Source organism: Corallococcus sp. CA053C (assembly GCF_003611675.1).
Lineage (GTDB): Bacteria > Myxococcota > Myxococcia > Myxococcales > Myxococcaceae > Corallococcus.
Map to the genome: position 1 here is coordinate 1 of NZ_RAWA01000216.1, position 15,920 is coordinate 15,920.

General features: G+C 70.1%; 16 protein-coding genes. 12 read left to right on the forward strand and 4 right to left on the reverse strand.

Going from position 1 to position 15,920, the window contains the following annotated elements; genetic code table 11:
• Positions 1-108 precede the first annotated feature (108 nt).
• Positions 109-651 (forward strand): hypothetical protein, encoded by a 543-nt coding sequence (locus tag D7V97_RS25570; protein WP_120613255.1) that lies wholly within the window; start codon positions 109-111, stop codon positions 649-651.
• Positions 652-684: 33 nt separating this feature from the next.
• Entirely contained in the window at positions 685-1,275 is a 591-nt protein-coding gene (locus tag D7V97_RS25575; RefSeq protein ID WP_120613256.1) for an FxsA family protein, read from the forward strand.
• Here D7V97_RS25575 and D7V97_RS25580 read toward each other — a convergent pair.
• Positions 1,247-3,163, reverse strand: a complete 1,917-nt coding sequence (locus tag D7V97_RS25580; protein ID WP_120613257.1) for a FecR domain-containing protein — start codon at positions 3,161-3,163, stop codon at positions 1,247-1,249. The two genes, D7V97_RS25575 and D7V97_RS25580, sit on opposite strands and share 29 nt — an antisense overlap.
• Positions 3,150-3,815 carry an RNA polymerase sigma factor gene (locus D7V97_RS25585; RefSeq protein ID WP_120613258.1) on the reverse strand — a complete coding sequence of 222 codons (666 nt, stop codon included), beginning with the start codon at positions 3,813-3,815 and terminating at the stop codon, positions 3,150-3,152. The genes D7V97_RS25580 and D7V97_RS25585 overlap by 14 nt, the downstream gene beginning before the upstream one ends.
• A gap of 236 nt (positions 3,816-4,051) precedes the next feature.
• On the opposite strand from D7V97_RS25585, the gene D7V97_RS25590 reads away from it, so the two are divergent.
• Positions 4,052-5,242, forward strand: coding sequence for a Dickkopf N-terminal cysteine-rich domain-containing protein (locus D7V97_RS25590; RefSeq protein WP_120613259.1), 1,191 nt, complete (start codon positions 4,052-4,054; stop codon positions 5,240-5,242).
• A 21-nt stretch (positions 5,243-5,263) separates the two neighbouring features.
• Here the strand turns inward: D7V97_RS25590 and D7V97_RS25595 are convergent, their stop codons facing one another.
• Positions 5,264-6,262: a class I SAM-dependent methyltransferase gene (locus D7V97_RS25595; protein ID WP_199728931.1), complete on the reverse strand. Its 999-nt coding sequence runs from the start codon at positions 6,260-6,262 to the stop codon at positions 5,264-5,266.
• Between the two features lie 84 nt (positions 6,263-6,346).
• Between D7V97_RS25595 and D7V97_RS25600 the strand changes: the two genes are divergently transcribed.
• The 7 genes from D7V97_RS25600 (at position 6,347) to D7V97_RS25630 (ending at position 12,216) form a co-directional block, all read left to right on the forward strand.
• The gene (locus D7V97_RS25600) at positions 6,347-7,108 is read left to right on the forward strand and encodes a crotonase/enoyl-CoA hydratase family protein (protein WP_120613261.1); all 762 of its coding nucleotides are present in this window, start codon (positions 6,347-6,349) and stop codon (positions 7,106-7,108) included.
• A 60-nt stretch (positions 7,109-7,168) separates the two neighbouring features.
• A complete protein-coding gene (locus D7V97_RS25605; RefSeq protein WP_120613262.1) occupies positions 7,169-8,314 on the forward strand; it encodes a cystathionine gamma-synthase in 1,146 nt (381 codons plus the stop codon).
• A gap of 91 nt (positions 8,315-8,405) precedes the next feature.
• Positions 8,406-10,238 carry a discoidin domain-containing protein gene (locus tag D7V97_RS25610; protein ID WP_120613263.1) on the forward strand — a complete coding sequence of 611 codons (1,833 nt, stop codon included), beginning with the start codon at positions 8,406-8,408 and terminating at the stop codon, positions 10,236-10,238.
• A gap of 46 nt (positions 10,239-10,284) precedes the next feature.
• Positions 10,285-10,734, forward strand: a complete 450-nt coding sequence (locus D7V97_RS25615) for a MaoC family dehydratase (protein WP_120613264.1) — start codon at positions 10,285-10,287, stop codon at positions 10,732-10,734.
• A 67-nt stretch (positions 10,735-10,801) separates the two neighbouring features.
• Complete coding sequence (locus tag D7V97_RS25620; protein ID WP_120613265.1) at positions 10,802-11,260, forward strand: hypothetical protein; 459 nt, start codon at positions 10,802-10,804, stop codon at positions 11,258-11,260.
• A gap of 161 nt (positions 11,261-11,421) precedes the next feature.
• Complete coding sequence (locus tag D7V97_RS25625; RefSeq protein WP_120613266.1) at positions 11,422-11,820, forward strand: hypothetical protein; 399 nt, start codon at positions 11,422-11,424, stop codon at positions 11,818-11,820.
• Positions 11,821-11,823: 3 nt separating this feature from the next.
• Positions 11,824-12,216, forward strand: a complete 393-nt coding sequence (locus D7V97_RS25630; protein ID WP_120613267.1) for a hypothetical protein — start codon at positions 11,824-11,826, stop codon at positions 12,214-12,216.
• A 97-nt stretch (positions 12,217-12,313) separates the two neighbouring features.
• Here the strand turns inward: D7V97_RS25630 and D7V97_RS25635 are convergent, their stop codons facing one another.
• A complete protein-coding gene (locus D7V97_RS25635) occupies positions 12,314-13,681 on the reverse strand; it encodes a pyridoxal-phosphate dependent enzyme (protein ID WP_120613268.1) in 1,368 nt (455 codons plus the stop codon).
• A gap of 299 nt (positions 13,682-13,980) precedes the next feature.
• On the opposite strand from D7V97_RS25635, the gene D7V97_RS25640 reads away from it, so the two are divergent.
• Together D7V97_RS25640 and D7V97_RS25645 are read left to right on the forward strand one after the other, a co-directional pair.
• Complete coding sequence (locus tag D7V97_RS25640) at positions 13,981-15,021, forward strand: aminoglycoside phosphotransferase family protein (protein WP_120613269.1); 1,041 nt, start codon at positions 13,981-13,983, stop codon at positions 15,019-15,021.
• Positions 15,022-15,025: 4 nt separating this feature from the next.
• Positions 15,026-15,920 (forward strand): nucleotidyltransferase family protein (locus D7V97_RS25645; RefSeq protein WP_120613270.1); only part of this gene is annotated, 895 nt, incomplete at its 3' end.

The following is a 15,920-nucleotide window of genomic DNA, read 5'->3' on the forward strand; positions in this document are numbered from 1 at the left end:
CTCCAGCCCCAGCGACCTTCCCCCCGGTCGCGGGAGGCTTCATGGGGGCGTTCTCGAAAAGGGAAGGGGAGCGGGTACCGCCCCGCGCGGCGTATACTCGTAACCCGCGTGAGATACGAGTTGGTCCTGCAGGCGATGGCCCCGGGCGTTCCCTACGACCTGTCGCGGGTGGAAGCCCTGCTGGCGGCAAGGCCGGGGACCGTCCGCCCGGACGGCGTGCACGAGTGGAACCTGTCGCGGGGCGACGTGGAGGTGCTGCCCCTGCGCGACAAGGGCCGGGTGGTGGCCACGGAGCTGCGCGTGCCGCTGTCGGACCAGCCGGCCTTCATCCGCGAGGTGCTGGCGGAGGCGACCCTGCTGGCCCGCGAGGCGGATGCCCGGCTGTTCGACCCGCAGCTGGGGCAGGTGCTGGGGCCCGCGGACGTGGAGCGCGTCGTGGAGCAGTACGCCCGCACGCACCGGTATTCACTCACGGCCACCCCCATGGAGATCACGCCCGGCCTGGCCGAGGCGATGGACGCGGCGGCCCGCTACACCCCGCGCGGACCGGGGATGTCGCTGGCGACTCGGCTCGTCCTGTTCGGGGTGGGTGGCTTCGCCCTGCTGTACTTCGTGATGAAGCTCCTGACAGCAAAGCTCAACGGCGAATGAGCACGGGAGTGCGTCTGGCGTTAACGTGGCGTCGTGCTCAAGGCCCTCGTCATCGTCTGCATCCTGTTGCCCCTGGCGGAGCTGTACCTGCTCATCACGCTCGGGCATCACATCGGGCTGGGGGGGACGCTCGCGCTGTTGGCTGCTTCCGCCGTGCTGGGAAGCCTCATCGCCCGGAAGCAGGGCGAGCGGGTGTTCCGCAACTGGCGTGAGGCCATGGCCGGCGGTGGAGTGCCCGAGGAGGGGCTCCTCAGCGGGGTGCTGGTGATGATGGGCGGCGCGCTGCTCATCGCGCCGGGATTCATCTCGGACGTGCTCGGGCTGGCGCTGATGGTGCCGCCGCTGCGTCGCTGGGTGACGGCCCGCGTCCGCGGCTCGTTGGAGCAGACGCTGCGCTCGGGCGCCGTGCGCGTCACGCACTTCGGCGTCGGGCCCGTGCCGGACGGTGAGCCCGTCGAACCCCTGCGTCCACCGGGGCCCTTCCAGGACGCCCGGCGTTTCGAGGCCTCGGAGGTGCCCGCGAGCACCGAGCCCGCCGAGGGCCCCGCGTCCTTCCGTCGCCCCCGGAGCGAGGGGGGCGAGGTGGACGCGGACTTCACCAGCGACGAGGAGCCCCGGGGCTGACGGGCGCTCGCTGGGGCGAGACTGCTTCCCCGGGTGACCCCCAGCGCGGCGTGACGGGAACGGGCTTCGGCAGGGGCGCGGGAGCGCTCGCGGGGGCTTCCGGCGCCGGCGCGGCCGACATGCCCAGGGTGAGGCGGGCCTCGGAGGCGTAGCGGCCGTTGGGGTACTCGCGGAGGTACTGGCGGTACTCGTCCTCGGCGGCGGCGGGCTGGCGCTGCTTGGCGAAGCAGCGGCCCCGCAGGACACGGGCTTCCTCGCGGTGGTTCGCGCGAGGGCTGGCCGCGGCGATCTCTCCCAGCCCGACGAGGAAGCGTCCGCACGTCGAGGCCTGGAGCTGCACCTTGGCGTAGCCGAGGAAGCGCTCATCGGAGTCGTCCGACAGGAGGCCACCCGGGACGAGCATGCCCAACGTCTTGCGCCGCTTGGGCTGCGTGGGAGTCACCGGGGCCACGGAAGGCGCCTGCACGGAGCCCGGAGTCGCCAGGGGCGCGGAGGACGCGAGCGCGTCACCCGTGGAACCGGGGTAGGGCGCGAAGTCGTCCGATGACCCGGTTGGGGTCGCGGCCACGGTGGCGTCGTTCTGTGGAGGCGTGGCCTCGGAGGACGGGGCAGGGGCCTCCAAGGAATTGGAGGCGGTGCCAACAGACGGGTCGGGGGCCGAGGCAACGGGCTGGAGAGGCTTGCCTTGACCCACGGGCGGCGCGGCCTTGGGATCCGCGATGGCCTCCAAGGGATTGGAGGTCGTGGCAACAGATGGGAGCGGTGTGCGACTGCTCACCGACGGGGGGGCTCCACCCGTCGGCATCTTCGCGGCGACCGTCGTGTCCCGTGCTGCATCCTGACGACCCGAAGCCGCACCGCTCCTCGATACTCCCTTCAGCGCGGGAGCGACGCTCCCGACTTCCGGTTGCGGCTCGGCGGCCCTCAGCTCCTGGAACGCCTGCCGGTCTCCGGCGGAGAGCGCACGCGGCTTGAGCGCCCCTCCTTCCTCCGCGAGTTCCACGCGCTCGCCCGCGTTCACGAAGCGCGGCGGCTGTCCGTCCGCATCCACGCGCACGCGTCCTTCGAGCACCGCCACCGCCGCACCCCTGGACGTGCGCTCCACGGAGAAGACCGTCCCCACGACGGAGACGCGCAGGCCCGCGGACTCCACGAGGAACCGCTCCCGCTGGGCATGCGAGGCACTCACGGAGAGCCGTCCCTGCTGCACCGTGAGGTGCACCGCGTTCGTCTCCGCGCGAGCGAACACCACGTCCGAGCCCGCCGACAGCCGCACCCGGCTCGCGTCCGGAAGCCGCAGCACCGCCGAGGCCTTCGCGGGCGTGCGCACCGCCACACCCGAGCGCAGCCGCATGCCCGGCGCCAGCGCATGTTCCGACCCCGTGGCCTCGCGCATCACCGCGCCGGTGACGTGCTCCGCCTCGGTGGTGGGGCTGACCTCCTCCCGCACCGCGACCATCCCTGATTCCTCCCGGGCCACCACGGGCGCGGGAGCCGCCGGAACCTCCGCGTCGCGCGCGGTCTGGTTCGCGAGGACGGGGACCGCGCCTCCCTCGCTCTTCCTCGACAGGGAACCGCCCAGCCACAGCACGAGCGCGACGGCGCAGGCCCCCGCGAGCGTGAGCGCCCAGGGCGACAGGTACCGACGTTCAGGACGGGCCAGCCGCTTCGCCGCGGCCGCCTTCAGCTTCGCTCCCGTCTCCTCCCACCGCACCGCGGGCTCCACCGCGCGCGCGGTGTGCAGCAGCGCCCGGGCCTCCTGCACCCGCTTCCACTCGTCCGAGCACGCGGCACACGCCTGGAGGTGCGCCTCCACCCGGGCCCGCGCTCCCGCGTCCAGCTCGTCCGCGGCCAGGGCCCACAGGGCGTGGGTCTCATGACCGGCCATGGGACCCTCCCACCGGACGGGCGACGACCAGACGCTGCATGGCTTCGGTGAACTCCACTCTCGCGTGGTGCAGTCGGCTGCGCACGGTGTGGGTGGAGCTTCCCACGGCCAGGGCGATCTCGTCCGGGCTCATGCCGCACAGCTCGTGGTAGACGAAGACGATCCGCTTCTTCGGCTTGAGCTTCTCGAGCGCCGCCTCCACCAGCCGCGCCGCCTGACGACGCTCCGCGGCGCGCTCCGGGTCCTCCCCCGGCGACACCACCTCCGGCGGGTCCGCGAAGGAGTCCTCCGGCCGGCGCCGCTTCCAGCGCAGGTGGCTGAGCGCCACGTTGGAGCACACCCGGTAGAGGAAGGTGCGGAAGCGCGACTCGCCCCGGAACCCCTTCACCGCCGTGAGCAGCCGCAGGTACGTCTCCTGGAGCAGGTCCTCCACCTCCACGCGGTTTCCCACCAGGTGGCGCAGCGTCCGCGCCGCCTCCTCCCGGGTGGCCTCATAGAGCTGCTCGAAGGCGGCGAGCTCCCCCTCCTGGACGCGGTGCACCAGGCGGCAGAGGTAGGCGTCATCCGTGGATGGCCCGCGCGCGGTGGCGTCGCCCGACCCGGCTTCGGGCGAGGCGGAGGTCGCCCACGAGCGCGCGCCACGGATGAACACCTGCGCTCCTCCTTCGCGGGGACGCCAGGCGATTCCTCCATCGAGGATCGCCCCCCAGTCTGTGTTGCGGGTCCAGACGAGCACACTGCCTCCGTGCCCATCGGTCTCCGGAGAGACGAAAAAAGATCAAAATTATTTGATCAATCTGGCCCCCCCTTGCGTCGAAGGCTCTCGAAATCGGATGACCCCCCCGGTGGCCGGTCCGGACCCATCCTATTCCTTTGGAGCCCCCACTCATGAGGAACACCTCGCTTCGCGGCATGCTGTTCGTGCCGTTCCTTGCGCTGTTAGGCCTGTTGTCGGGTTGCATCCTCGATACGCGCGGTGACGGGTACTGGCCCGACGACGACTACGATTCCAACTCCAGCTGTGTCAGCACGACGGACTGTGGCTCCAACCAATACTGTCGCGCCGGCAGCTGCTGGGACCTGGATTCCAGCTCCACCTCCTGCGTGTACTCCAGCGAGTGCCCCGGCTCGCAGATGTGCATCAACGGCTGGTGCGCCCAGTCCTGCTACCGCGACTCGGACTGCGGCTCCTCCGGCCGCTGCCAGGAGAACTTCTGCACGCCGTCCACCAGCACCCCCAGGGATGGCGGCACGAAGCCCGATGCCGGCACGAAGCCTGACGCCGGCACGAAGCCCGACGCCGGCACCGACGGCGGCACCCGCCCTGACGCGGGCACCACGGACGGCGGCTCCGCCCCGGTCTGCCGGGTCAATACGGACTGCGGTCAGGACAACTACTGCATCAACGGGGTCTGCAAGAAGGGCTGCACGGACGACACCAAGTGCGGCCCCACCGGCACCTGCGTCCAGGGCCTCTGCCAGCCGCGCCAGCAGGATCCGAACGCCTGCACCACGCAGGCCCAGTGCCCGACGGGCCACGACTGCGTGAACGGCCAGTGCCGCACGCCGTGCTCCTCCACCACGGAGTGCTCGGCGGAGACGAAGTGCGAGATTGGCTACTGCCTGCCCATTCCGTCGGGCGGCGCGTGCAAGGCCAACTGCGAGTGCCCCGCCGGTCAGGTCTGCACCAGCGGCCAGTGCAAGTCGCCGCAGCCGGACCCGGGCCAGGCGTGCCAGGCCAACTGCGATTGCCCCTCCGGCCAGGTCTGCAACAGCGGTCACTGCAAGCTGCCCACGCCCGACGCGGGCACCGGCAGCAACCTGTCCTGCACGGTGAACTGCGAGTGCCCGTCCGGTGAGGTCTGCACCAGCGGCCACTGCAAGCTGCCCCCCGCGCAGCCCACGCCCGACGCGGGCACCTCCGGTTCGGTGTGCCGGGTCAACTGCGAGTGCCCCGCCGGCCAGGTCTGCAACAGCGGCCAGTGCAAGCCCGTGAACAACGGTTCGGGCAAGGCCTGCCAGGCCAACTGCGAGTGCCCGTCCGGCGAGCGCTGCCAGGACAACGTCTGCTGGCTGTAGTCGCCGTCCGCGGCTGACGCTTCAACGCGAGGGGGCCACCATGCGCCAGCAGCGGTGGATCTCCTTGCGGTGGAAGTCCTCGGGGATGGAGCGGGGGGTGAGCTCCTCCACCTGCTCCAGGCCCCGGGTCGCGGAGTCCTTCAGTTCGAAGCCCAGGTAGTTGGTGGAGAAGTAGAGGACACCTCCCGGCGTGAGCAGCGCCTGGAGGTGTTCGAGCATCCGCACGTGGTCGCGCTGCACGTCGAAGTTCCCCGCCATCTTCTTCGACGTGGAGAACGACGGCGGGTCGCAGACGATGAGATCGAACCGCTCCTCGCCGTGCCGGGCCTGGTCCTCCAGCCACGCCTTCGCGTCCGCGCGGATGAGCACGTGGCGCGGATCCGCCAGCCCGTTGAGCACGAGGTTGTCCTCGGCCCAATCCAGGTACGTGTTGGACAGGTCCACGCTCACGCTGCCCGCCGCGCCCCCGGCCGCTGCGTACACCGTGAACGCACCCGTGTACGCGAAGAGGTTGAGGAACTGCTTACCCTTGGCCTCCGTGCGCACGCGCGCGCGGGTGTTGCGGTGGTCCATGAAGAGGCCGGTGTCCAGGTAGTCGCCCAGGTTCACCCAGAACTTCAGCCCCTGCTCCTCCACCACCAGCCGCTCACTGCCCTGGCCCACGCGGCCGTACTGCGAGCGGCCCCACGGCTGGGGCGTGTGCGTCTTCACGGAGATGCGCTCGGTGGGTACGCCCAGGACCGCGGTGACGGCGGCGAGCACCTCCGCTCGCTCCGTGTCGGTGGTGCCACCCTTCGCGTGGGCCTTGCGGCGCGGGTACTCCACGACGTGCGCGTGGTCGCCGTAGAGGTCCACGGCGTAGGAGTACTCGGGGATGTCCCGGTCGTAGACGCGGAAGGCGGTGAGCCCCTGCGCGCGGGCCCACTTGCCCAGGCGCTTCGCGTTCTTGCGCAGGCGGTTCTCGAACATGCCGGTGCCGGCCGCCGCGCCCTGCGTCTGCTGCTTCTCTTCGTCCGCCATGCCCCGTCGGTCCTTCCTGTTCCACACCCGCGCGCCGCCCCTCATATTGCAGGCTGGACGCGGGGCGGGGGAAAACCCGGGGCCATGAGCGTGCGCGTCGAGAAGAGCGGCCCCGTCACCACCGTCATCCTCCACCGTCCGGAGGTGCGCAACGCCGTGGACCGCGACACGGCCGAGGCGCTGGCGGACGCCTTCCGCGCCTTCGACGCGGACCCCGACGCGCGCGTGGGCGTCCTCTTCGGGGACGCGGGCACGTTCTGCGCGGGCGCGGACCTGAAGGCCGTGTCCGAAGGGCGCCTGCTCCGCCTGGAGCCGGACGGGGACGGGCCCATGGGACCGTCGCGCCTGATGCTCTCCAAGCCGGTGGTGGCGGGCATCGCCGGACATGCGGTGGCGGGTGGGCTGGAGCTGGCCCTGTGGTGTGATTTGCGCGTGGCGGAGGAGGACGCGGTGCTGGGCGTCTTCTGCCGCCGCTGGGGCGTGCCCCTCATCGACGGGGGCACCGTGCGCCTGCCGCGCCTGATTGGCCTGTCCCGGGCCCTGGACCTCATCCTCACCGGCCGGCCCGTGTCCGCCGCGGAGGCGCTGGGCATGGGGCTGGTCAACCGCGTGGTGCCGAAGGGCGAGGCCCGGCAGGCGGCGGAGGCGCTGGCCCACCAGCTGGCGGCCTTTCCCCAGGCGTGCATGAACGCGGACCGGAGGTCCGCCTACACGCAGGCACACCTGGGCCTGGAAGACGCGCTGCGCCACGAGTTCCAGGAGGGGGTGAAGGTGGTCCAGACGGAGTCCATCACCGGGGCCACGCGCTTCGCCGGGGGAGCGGGCCGGCACGGCAAGTTCGAGTAGGGCTCCGAAGGCCACCCGGGGACGCTGCGCGGCCGGTGGGACTGTGTTAGTTCGCGGGCCATGCGCTTCGACACGCTCGCCATCCATGCCGGCCAGGAGCCGGACCCCACCACGGGCGCCATCATGACGCCCGTCTACCTGTCCTCCACCTACGTCCAGGACGGGCCGGGGGAGCACAAGGGCTACGAGTACAGCCGCACGCAGAACCCCACGCGCAAGGCACTGCAGGACTGCCTGGCCGCGCTGGAGGGCGCGAAGTACGGCGCCGCGTTCGCGTCCGGTCTCGCTGGCACGGACATGCTGATGCACATGCTGGAGGTCGGTGACCACGTCATCGTCTCCGACGACGTGTACGGCGGCACCTTCCGCATCTTCGACAAGGTGTTCAAGCGCTCGGGCCTGAACTTCTCCTTCGTGGACCTCTCCAAGCCGGAGAACTTCGAGGCGGCCATCACCCCGAAGACGAAGATGGTCTGGGTGGAGACGCCCACGAACCCGATGCTCAAGCTCATCGACCTGGGCCGCATCGCGGAGGTCGCCAAGAAGCGCGGCATCCTGTCCGTCGCGGACAACACGTTCATGACGCCGTACTTCCAGAAGCCGCTGGCGCTGGGCTTCGACGTCGTCGCGCACTCCACGACGAAGTACCTCAACGGCCACAGCGACGTGGTGGGCGGCTTCGTCTGCACCAGCCGCGACGACATCGCGGAGCGGATGTACTTCCTGCAGAACGCCGTGGGCGGCGTGTCCGGCGCCTTCGACAGCTTCCTCGTGCTGCGCGGCGTGAAGACGCTGCACGTGCGCATGGACCGCCACGCGCAGAACGCGATGAAGGTCGCGCAGTACCTCGCGACGCACAAGCAGGTGAAGAAGGTCACCTACCCGGGCCTGGAGACGCACCCGCAGCACGCCCTGGCGCGCCAGCAGATGACGGGCTTCGGCGGCATGGTGACGTTCGACATCCACGGCGGCCTGGAGGCGGCGCGCACCTTCCTCAAGACGGTGAAGGTCTTCGCCTGCGCCGAATCGCTGGGCGGCGTCGAGTCCCTCATCGAGCACCCCGCCATCATGACCCACGCCTCCGTCCCCAAGGAGACGCGCGAGAAGCTGGGCATCGCCGACGGCTTCATCCGCCTGTCGGTGGGCATCGAGGACGCGCAGGACCTCATCGACGACCTCGGACAGGCGCTCGAGCGGGTGAAGTAGTCCCCGCCTCTCCTCCAAGCTGCCGGGCAGGCGGCCAGGGAGCCCTCCAGGGCAGGGGGAATGTTGGTTGGTGCACAACGTTCCCGCCGCGATGCGTAACCGACTGCTTGGCTCCACCTGCCTCCTGGGCGCGTGGCTCGTGACTGGCTGCGAGTCCCCGCCTGCTCCCACTGACTCGGACTTCCCTCCTGCCTCGCTGCCGACCCCGGCGGCGGAAGGAGGGGAGGCCTCTCTCACCGCGTCGAACTGCAACGTCCTCGCCGCGAAGGCGGTGACGGCCAGCGCCGACGACGGCAACGTCCCCTCCAACACGCAGGACGACGACCTCGCCACGCGCTGGAGCGCGCAGGGCACGGGCGTCTGGCTCCAGATGGATCTGGGCAACGTGCAGGCTCTCACCGGCACTACCATCGCGTGGCACCGGGGCAACGAGCGCCAGAACCACTTCGTCCTCTCCACCTCGCAGGACGGCGTCACCTTCACCCAGGCGTACGCGGGTGACAGCGCCCTCAACACGTCCGCGCAGACGACGTCGTTCTCCTCCCGCAACGCGCGCTACGTGCGCATCACCGTCAACGGCAACACGGTGAACGACTGGAGCTCCATCGCGGAGACGCGCGCGTGCGCGGCGGCCGCGCCCCCGTCCACGTCGGACTCCGGCACCGCGCTGCCTCGCCTGCCGTACCTGCAGAGCGTGAAGCAGACCAGCGCCATCGTGGCCTTCCGCACCGCCACCCCCTGCACGCCGTCCGTGCGCTATGGCGAAGGCACCAACCTCACGTCCACCGTGAGCGCCGGTGTGGCGGGCACGCGCCACGCGGTGAAGCTGTCGGGCCTGTCCGCGGGCCGCACCTACGGCTACGTGGTGGAGGCGTGCGGCAGCCGCACCGGCCTGCGCAGCTTCCAGACGTCCACGCTGTCCACCGCCACCCGCGCGCACTTCACCGCGATGGGCGACTTCGGCACCGGCGGCAGCGCGCAGGCGAAGGTGATGGCGGTGATGGCGCAGCCCGCGTGGCGGTCGGAGCTGCTGCTGGCGCTGGGTGACAACGCGTACCCCGACGGCACGGACGCGGAGTTCCAGGCGCACCTCTTCACGCCCATGGCGGGGCTCTTGCGTGAAGTGCCCATGTTCGCCACGCCCGGCAACCACGAGTACGTGACGAACCAGGCGCAGCCCTACCTGGACAACCTCTACCTGCCGGCCAACAACCCGGCGGGCACCGAGCGCTACTACTCGTTCGACTGGGGCCCGGTGCACTTCCTCTCCCTGGACTCGAACTGCGCGGTGGGGCTCGCGTCCGCGGACCGCTGCACTCTCTCCGCGCAGAGGGCGTGGGCGGAGGCGGACCTGGCCGCGAACACGCGACCGTGGACGGTGGCCTTCTTCCACCACCCGTCCTGGTCCAGCGGCGAGCACGGCTCGCAGCTCACGATGCGCCGACAGTTCGGCCCGCTGTTCGAGAAGTACGGCGTGGACCTGGTCCTCACCGGCCATGATCACGACTACGAGCGCAGCAAGCCCATGTTCGGCGACGCGATGGCGTCCTCCACCCAGCGCGGCATCCCGTACCTCGTGGTGGGCAGCGGCGGCGCCACGCTCCGCGCCTTCGCCACCCCCCAGCCCACGTGGAGCGCGGAGCGTGACGCCGCGGCCTACGGCTTCCTGGACGTGACGGTGGACGGCGGCACGCTGGTGGCCCGGCTCATCACCTCCAGCAACACCGTGCGCGACACGCTCACCCTGAAGAAGACGCTGCCCACGGCGGCCCGGGTGCAGGCCAGCGCGTTGGAGGACGCGGAGGGGCGGGACACGCCGCCTGCGCCGGTGGACGGCCCGGGGCCGCGCGTCGACAGCCCGGTGCCTCCCGCGGACACCGCCGAGTCCGTGGCGGATCCGGAGGACCGCTTCCTCCGCCCGTAGCTTCGCCCTGGCCGAGGGGCCCGCTGGAGGGTAGGGAAGGGACACCATGCGCTACTTCGAGGACTTTCCCATTGGTGAGGTGATGGAGCGGGGGCCGTACGTGGTGACGCGCGAGGAGATCCTCGCGTTCGCGCGCCAGTTCGACCCCCAGCCCTTCCACGTCGACGAGGAGGCCGCGCGCCAGAGCATCTACGGCGGCATCATCGCCAGCGGTTGGCACACCGCCGCCATCTGCCACAAGCTGCTCGTGGAGGGGCTCTTGGGCCAGGCCGCCAGCATGGGCTCGCCGGGCCTGGATGAGCTGCGCTGGAAGAAGCCGGTGCGCCCGGGCGATGCGCTCACCGTGCGCATCGAGACGCTGGAGGCCCGGCCCTCCACCAGCAAGCCGGATCGGGGCGCGCTCAAGTTCCGCTTCGAGGTCCTCAACCAGCACGGCGACGTGGTGATGACGGAGCTGGCCACCGCGCTCTTCGCCCGCCGCCCCCCGGCGTCGTAGCGAAAACCCGGACACTTTGAGTTCCAGGGTCAACCTGGGCTACCAATAGGCCCCCAAGGAGAAGCCCATGTCCGACAAGAACGAAGTGGTGCCGCCTCCGGCGCCCAGCCGTCTGAAGCGTCCGGTGGAAGTGGTCCGCGCGGAGCTGCTGGCCGACGCGGACGTGAAGCAGCAGGCGGAGATGCTCAAGCTGCCCATCGAGCAGTACGTGGAGAAGATCCTCGACTACGCCATCCACCCGGACAAGCCGCCCCAGCTCGTCATCACCCCGGACGAGGAGCTGAAGGCGCGCGACCCGAAGATCGCCACGGTGGAGGAGATCCAGACCCACCTGCAGAAGATCATCGACGGGGAGATCGTCATCAGCCCCGCCCAGCAGCGCGACGGCTTCAGCAGCGACAAGAGCCACGAGCAGCGCTACAGCGCCGCGCTCGGGGCCTCGCCCAAGCCGGGACAGCCCGTGGCCCCCAAGCCCGGCGCCGCCGTGGACCCGGCCGCCGCGAAGAAGGGCCCGATCAAACCCTGAGTCGCCCTGTCAGGCGCTGTAAAGCCCCGGAATCGCGGGGCTTTCCCTTCCTGAATTCCATTTATTCAAGGAGGGGAAACTAATTCGCCGGCCGACAGAGAATCCGTCTGTAAGTCTCACTTCGAGGGCTGCCTCGCGGCCCTCCCGAAAAGGATCAGACCATGGGCGGCATCGGCAAGGCACTCGGCAAGGTGATGGACATCGTCAAGCCGTTCGTGACGATGGTGAACCCGCTTCTGGGCGCGGCGATGGGCTTCGCCAGCGGCCTGATGCAGGGCAAGAACCCCCTGCAGGCGCTGCTGGGCGCGGCCACCGACCTCATCCCGGGCGGAGGCGTGCTCAAGAATGCGATGGGCATGTTCGCCAACTCCGGCCTGATGGACGGCGCGGGTGGCAACAGCCTGCTGTCCGGCGCGCTGAACCTCGTGTCCGGCAAGGGCAAGGTCACGGACATCATCGGCGACCTGTTCAAGGCCAACAAGAAGAGCCCGTTCGGCGAGCAGGGCATGGGCAACGTCGCCGAGCTGGCCGCTCAGCGCATGTCCACCTTCCTCGGCTAGTCCATGAAGCCCATCCCCTTCGACCCCAAGCTTCACCATGGGTTGCTCGAGCTGTGGCGCAAGCCATGGGACGAGACCATGACCCCGGATGCCCTTCCTCAGACGGGCTTCGTGGTCCCGGACAAGGCGGCGGGCTTCCTGTACCGGACGGACAGCTCGGTGGCGCTGATCGAAGGGATCATCGCCGCCCCCGGGCTGAGCAAGGAAGTTCGCAACGAGGCCGTCAACGCCATCGTCGCCGCGATTCGCGACGAGGCCCGGCGGCTGGGCTTCAAGCTGCTCCTGGGCTACTCGCAGCTGGACGTCATCATGGAGCGCGCCAAGCGCTTCGGCTTCATCCACGTGGGTCCGGGCTTCCACATGGTGGCCCTGGACCTGACGAAGCCGGATCCGTAAGCAGCGCACGTTCGAACCGATGCACGAAGGGCCCGAAGGGAGGTTCTCTCCTCCTTCCGGGCCCTCGGTGTTTCAGGCGGCTGCTGCCCGCGTCGCCTTACGCGGCGGTGCGGTGCAGGTGGTCGATGAGGTCGATCTTCGTGACGATGGCGATGACCTTCTCGCCGTCCTTCACCACGGCCACGTTGTCGCGCGCGAAGATTTCGCGCAGCCGGTCGATGCTGGCCTCGGCGGACACCGCGCCCTGGAGCGGGGCGACGATGGGGTCGATGCTGTCCTGGAACTTCACCTTGTTCGCGACCAGGGCGTTGAGCAGGTCGTACTCGTGCACCATGCCCACGGCGCGGCCGTCGTCGGACACCACGGGCATCTGGCTGATGCCGTGGCTGCGCATCGTCTCCACCACGTGGTCCACGCGGTCCCCGCGCTTCGCCGTCTTCAGCTCGCGCGGCTTCGCGCCGATGATGTCGCGCACGGTGCCGGCGCCCTTCTCCTGCATGAAGCCGTTGTCGCGCATCCACTCATCCGAGTGGAACTTGCTGATGTAGCTGCTGCCCGAGTCCGGCAGGACGACGACGATGGTCTTCCCCTTGCCAATCTCCTTCGCCAGCTCCACCGCGACGTGCACCGCGGCGCCGGACGAGCCACCCGCGAAGATGCCCTCCTCGCGCGCGAGCCGGCGGGCCGCGTTGAAGCACTGGCGGTCATCCACCTGGCGCACGTCGTCCACGACCTTGAAGTCCATGGCGCCGCAGAGCATGTCCTCGCCGATGCCCTCGACCTTGTAGACGTGCGGCTCGGTGAGCTTGCCCGTCTTGAAGTAGCCCTCGTAGACGGAGCCCTCCGGATCCACGCCGATGTTCTTCAGGCCGGGGATCTTCTCCTTCAGGAACTTGCCCGCGCCGCTCATCGTGCCGCCGGTGCCCAGGCCCGACACGAAGTAGTCGAACTTGCCCTCGGTCTGCTCGAGGATCTCCGGGCCCGTGGTCGCGTAGTGCGCCGCGATGTTGTCCGGGTTGTGGTACTGGTTGAGCATGAAGGCGCCGGGCGTCTCACGGGCCAGTCGCTTGGAGGTCTCGTAATAGCTGCGAGGGTCTTCCGCCGGCACGTTCGTCGGCGTGACGACGACCTGGGCGCCCATGGCCTTCAGGCGGTTGATCTTCTCCAGGGACATCTTGTCCGGCATGGTGAAGATGCACTTGTAGCCCTTCACCGCCGCGGCCAGCGCCACGCCCATGCCGGTGTTGCCGGACGTGTTCTCCACGATGGTGCCGCCGGGCTTGAGCGTGCCCTCCCGTTCGGCCTTCTCGATGATGTAGAGCGCCATGCGGTCCTTGATGGACGCGCCGGGGTTCATGAACTCGCACTTCACGAGCACGGTGGCGTCGTTCGGACCGACGAGCTTGTTGAGCTTCACCAGCGGCGTGTGGCCGATGGCGGTGAGGATGTTCTCTTTGATGTCCATCGTGCGTGGCTTCCCGAAAAAGGGGGGTCTCGGGGCCTTATACGTGCTCCGCCCCTCCAGGGGGAACATGCCCGGGGCCTCCCGGGCTTCCTGACGCGGCAGGACGGAAGACAGCTTCCCCTCCCACGGCCTCCGGGGGACCTGGGTGCAGGTGGGAGGCGCCCGCGGGGGCTCCCTCGTCGCTTAGGCGACAGGCCAGCCGGTCGCCGGGCACGAGGCCCACGGGGGCTTTGACCCGCCCTTCCGTGCCTCCGATACTCGGAAGCGATTCTCCTTCCCCCGCTGGAGCACCCGTCCGCATGGAACTCGAGGCCGCCCTTCGCGACCAGGTGGGACAGGCCATTGGCCGTCCCGTTCCCCACGCATCCATCACCAAGCTCAAGGGCGAGGCGAGCAGTCGCTCCTACTACCGCGTCGGGTCGCCCCCGGAGAGCTGGGTGGCGATGGTGATGCCGCCGGACGCGACGAAGAAGAGCGATGAGGCCACCAAGGGTGAGCCCCCGAAGGAGCTGCCCTTCGTCAACGTGCACCGCTACCTGGACGGGCTGGGCGTGCGCGTGCCGCGCATCCTCCGCTACGACGAGCCCGCCGGCATCATGATCCTCGAGGACCTGAGCGACATCACCTTCGAGTCCGCGCTGGAGGGGGGCCGTCACAACGAGGCGCTCTACACGCGCGCGGTGGAGCTGCTGGCGCGCCTGCGCGTGCAGGCGGAGAAGAAGCAGGACCCGGAGTGCCTGGCCTTCACGCGCGCCTTCGACGAGGACCTGTACGACTGGGAGCTGCACCACTTCCGCGAGTGGGGCCTGGAGGCCTGGAGCGGCAAGAAGCCCACCGACGCGGAGCGCGCGGAGCTGGACGCCACCTTCCGGGACATCGCGAAGCAGCTCGCGGCCGCGCCGCGCGGCTTCACGCACCGCGACTACCAGAGCCGCAACATCATGGTGAAGGAGGGCGAGCTCGTCGTCATCGACTTCCAGGACGCGCTCCAGGGCCCTCGCCAGTACGACCTCGTGGCGCTGCTGCGCGACAGCTACGTGGAGCTGGACCGCGACTTCGTGGACACGATGTTGGACCGCTACATCGCCACGTTCGAGAAGGAGAGCGGGGAGCGTATCGACGCGAAGGAGTTCAAGGCGTTCTTCGACCTGCTCACCATCCAGCGCAAGCTGAAGGACGCGGGGCGCTTCGAGTTCATCAACCGCGTGAAGGGCAACCCGGGCTTCCTGGTGTCCATCCCCGCGTCCCTGCGCTACGTGAAGGCCGCGTTCGCGCGCCGGCCGGAGCTGGCACCGCTGCAGAAGCTGGTGGCGAAGTACGTGCCCGAGCTGGCGGCCTGAGCGCATGAAGGCCATGGTCCTCTGCGCGGGCCTGGGCACGCGCCTGCGTCCGCTCACCGAGCGCTGGCCCAAGCCGGCCATGCCTTTTCTGGGCCAGCCGCTCCTGCGCTACCACCTGGCGGTGCTGAAGGCCGCGGGCGTGACGGCGGTGGGCATCAACACCCACCACCTGCCGGACACCATGGCGGCCGTGGCCCGCGCGGAGTGTGAGCGCGCGGGGCTGCCGCTGCACGTCGTGCACGAGCCCGTCATCCAGGGCACCGGCGGCGGCATCCGCGGCCTGCGCGACTTCCTCTCCGGCGACGACTTCCTCGTGTTCAACGGGGACATCCTCTTCCCGGTGGACCTGAAGCCGGTGGTCGCGGCGCACCGGGAGTCCGGCGCGGTGGCGACCATGGTGCTGCTGCCCATGCCGGAAGGGGAGACGTACGCGGCGGTGGAGACGGACGCGGGCGGGCAGGTGCGGCGCATCGCGGGGTACGGCCCGGGCGGCGACGGGCTCAAGCCGTGGCACTTCACCGGCGTGCACGTGATGTCCCCCAGCGTGTTCGACTTCATGACGGCCGAAGGCCCCGAGGACATCAACCGCGAGGTCTACGTGCGGGTGATGCAGGCGGGCCTCAAAATCCGCGGGCAGGCGGTGGACGCGTACTGGTCCGACCTGGGCATGCCGTCGCGCTACCTCGCCACGGTGCGGGACGTGCTCGAAGGGCGCGTGCCGCTCCAGGCGCTGGGGAAGGACTCGCCGCTCGCGGGCCTGAAGGCCGGGGCGGACGGGGCGTGGGTGCACCCGGAGGCCCGCGTCGCGGGGACGGTGCGCGGGCCTGCATACGTGGGCGCGGGCGCGGTCGTGGACGCGGGCTCCACCGTGGGACCTGGCGTGTCGGTGGGACCGGGGG

Bases quoted from the DNA above. Each gene is read 5' to 3' on its own strand.
- D7V97_RS25615 (WP_120613264.1), top strand. From the start codon at position 10,285: ATGCGCTACTTCGAGGACTTTCCCATTGGTGAGGTGATGGAGCGGGGG.
- D7V97_RS25610 (WP_120613263.1), top strand. From the start codon at position 8,406: ATGCGTAACCGACTGCTTGGCTCCACCTGCCTCCTGGGCGCGTGGCTC.
- D7V97_RS25630 (WP_120613267.1), top strand. From the start codon at position 11,824: ATGAAGCCCATCCCCTTCGACCCCAAGCTTCACCATGGGTTGCTCGAG.
- D7V97_RS25590 (WP_120613259.1), top strand. From the start codon at position 4,052: ATGAGGAACACCTCGCTTCGCGGCATGCTGTTCGTGCCGTTCCTTGCG.
- D7V97_RS25640 (WP_120613269.1), top strand. From the start codon at position 13,981: ATGGAACTCGAGGCCGCCCTTCGCGACCAGGTGGGACAGGCCATTGGC.
- D7V97_RS25600 (WP_120613261.1), top strand. From the start codon at position 6,347: ATGAGCGTGCGCGTCGAGAAGAGCGGCCCCGTCACCACCGTCATCCTC.
- D7V97_RS25605 (WP_120613262.1), top strand. From the start codon at position 7,169: ATGCGCTTCGACACGCTCGCCATCCATGCCGGCCAGGAGCCGGACCCC.
- D7V97_RS25625 (WP_120613266.1), top strand. From the start codon at position 11,422: ATGGGCGGCATCGGCAAGGCACTCGGCAAGGTGATGGACATCGTCAAG.
- D7V97_RS25635 (WP_120613268.1), bottom strand. From the start codon at position 13,681: ATGGACATCAAAGAGAACATCCTCACCGCCATCGGCCACACGCCGCTG.
- D7V97_RS25620 (WP_120613265.1), top strand. From the start codon at position 10,802: ATGTCCGACAAGAACGAAGTGGTGCCGCCTCCGGCGCCCAGCCGTCTG.
- D7V97_RS25595 (WP_199728931.1), bottom strand. From the start codon at position 6,262: ATGGCGGACGAAGAGAAGCAGCAGACGCAGGGCGCGGCGGCCGGCACC.
- D7V97_RS25580 (WP_120613257.1), bottom strand. From the start codon at position 3,163: ATGGCCGGTCATGAGACCCACGCCCTGTGGGCCCTGGCCGCGGACGAG.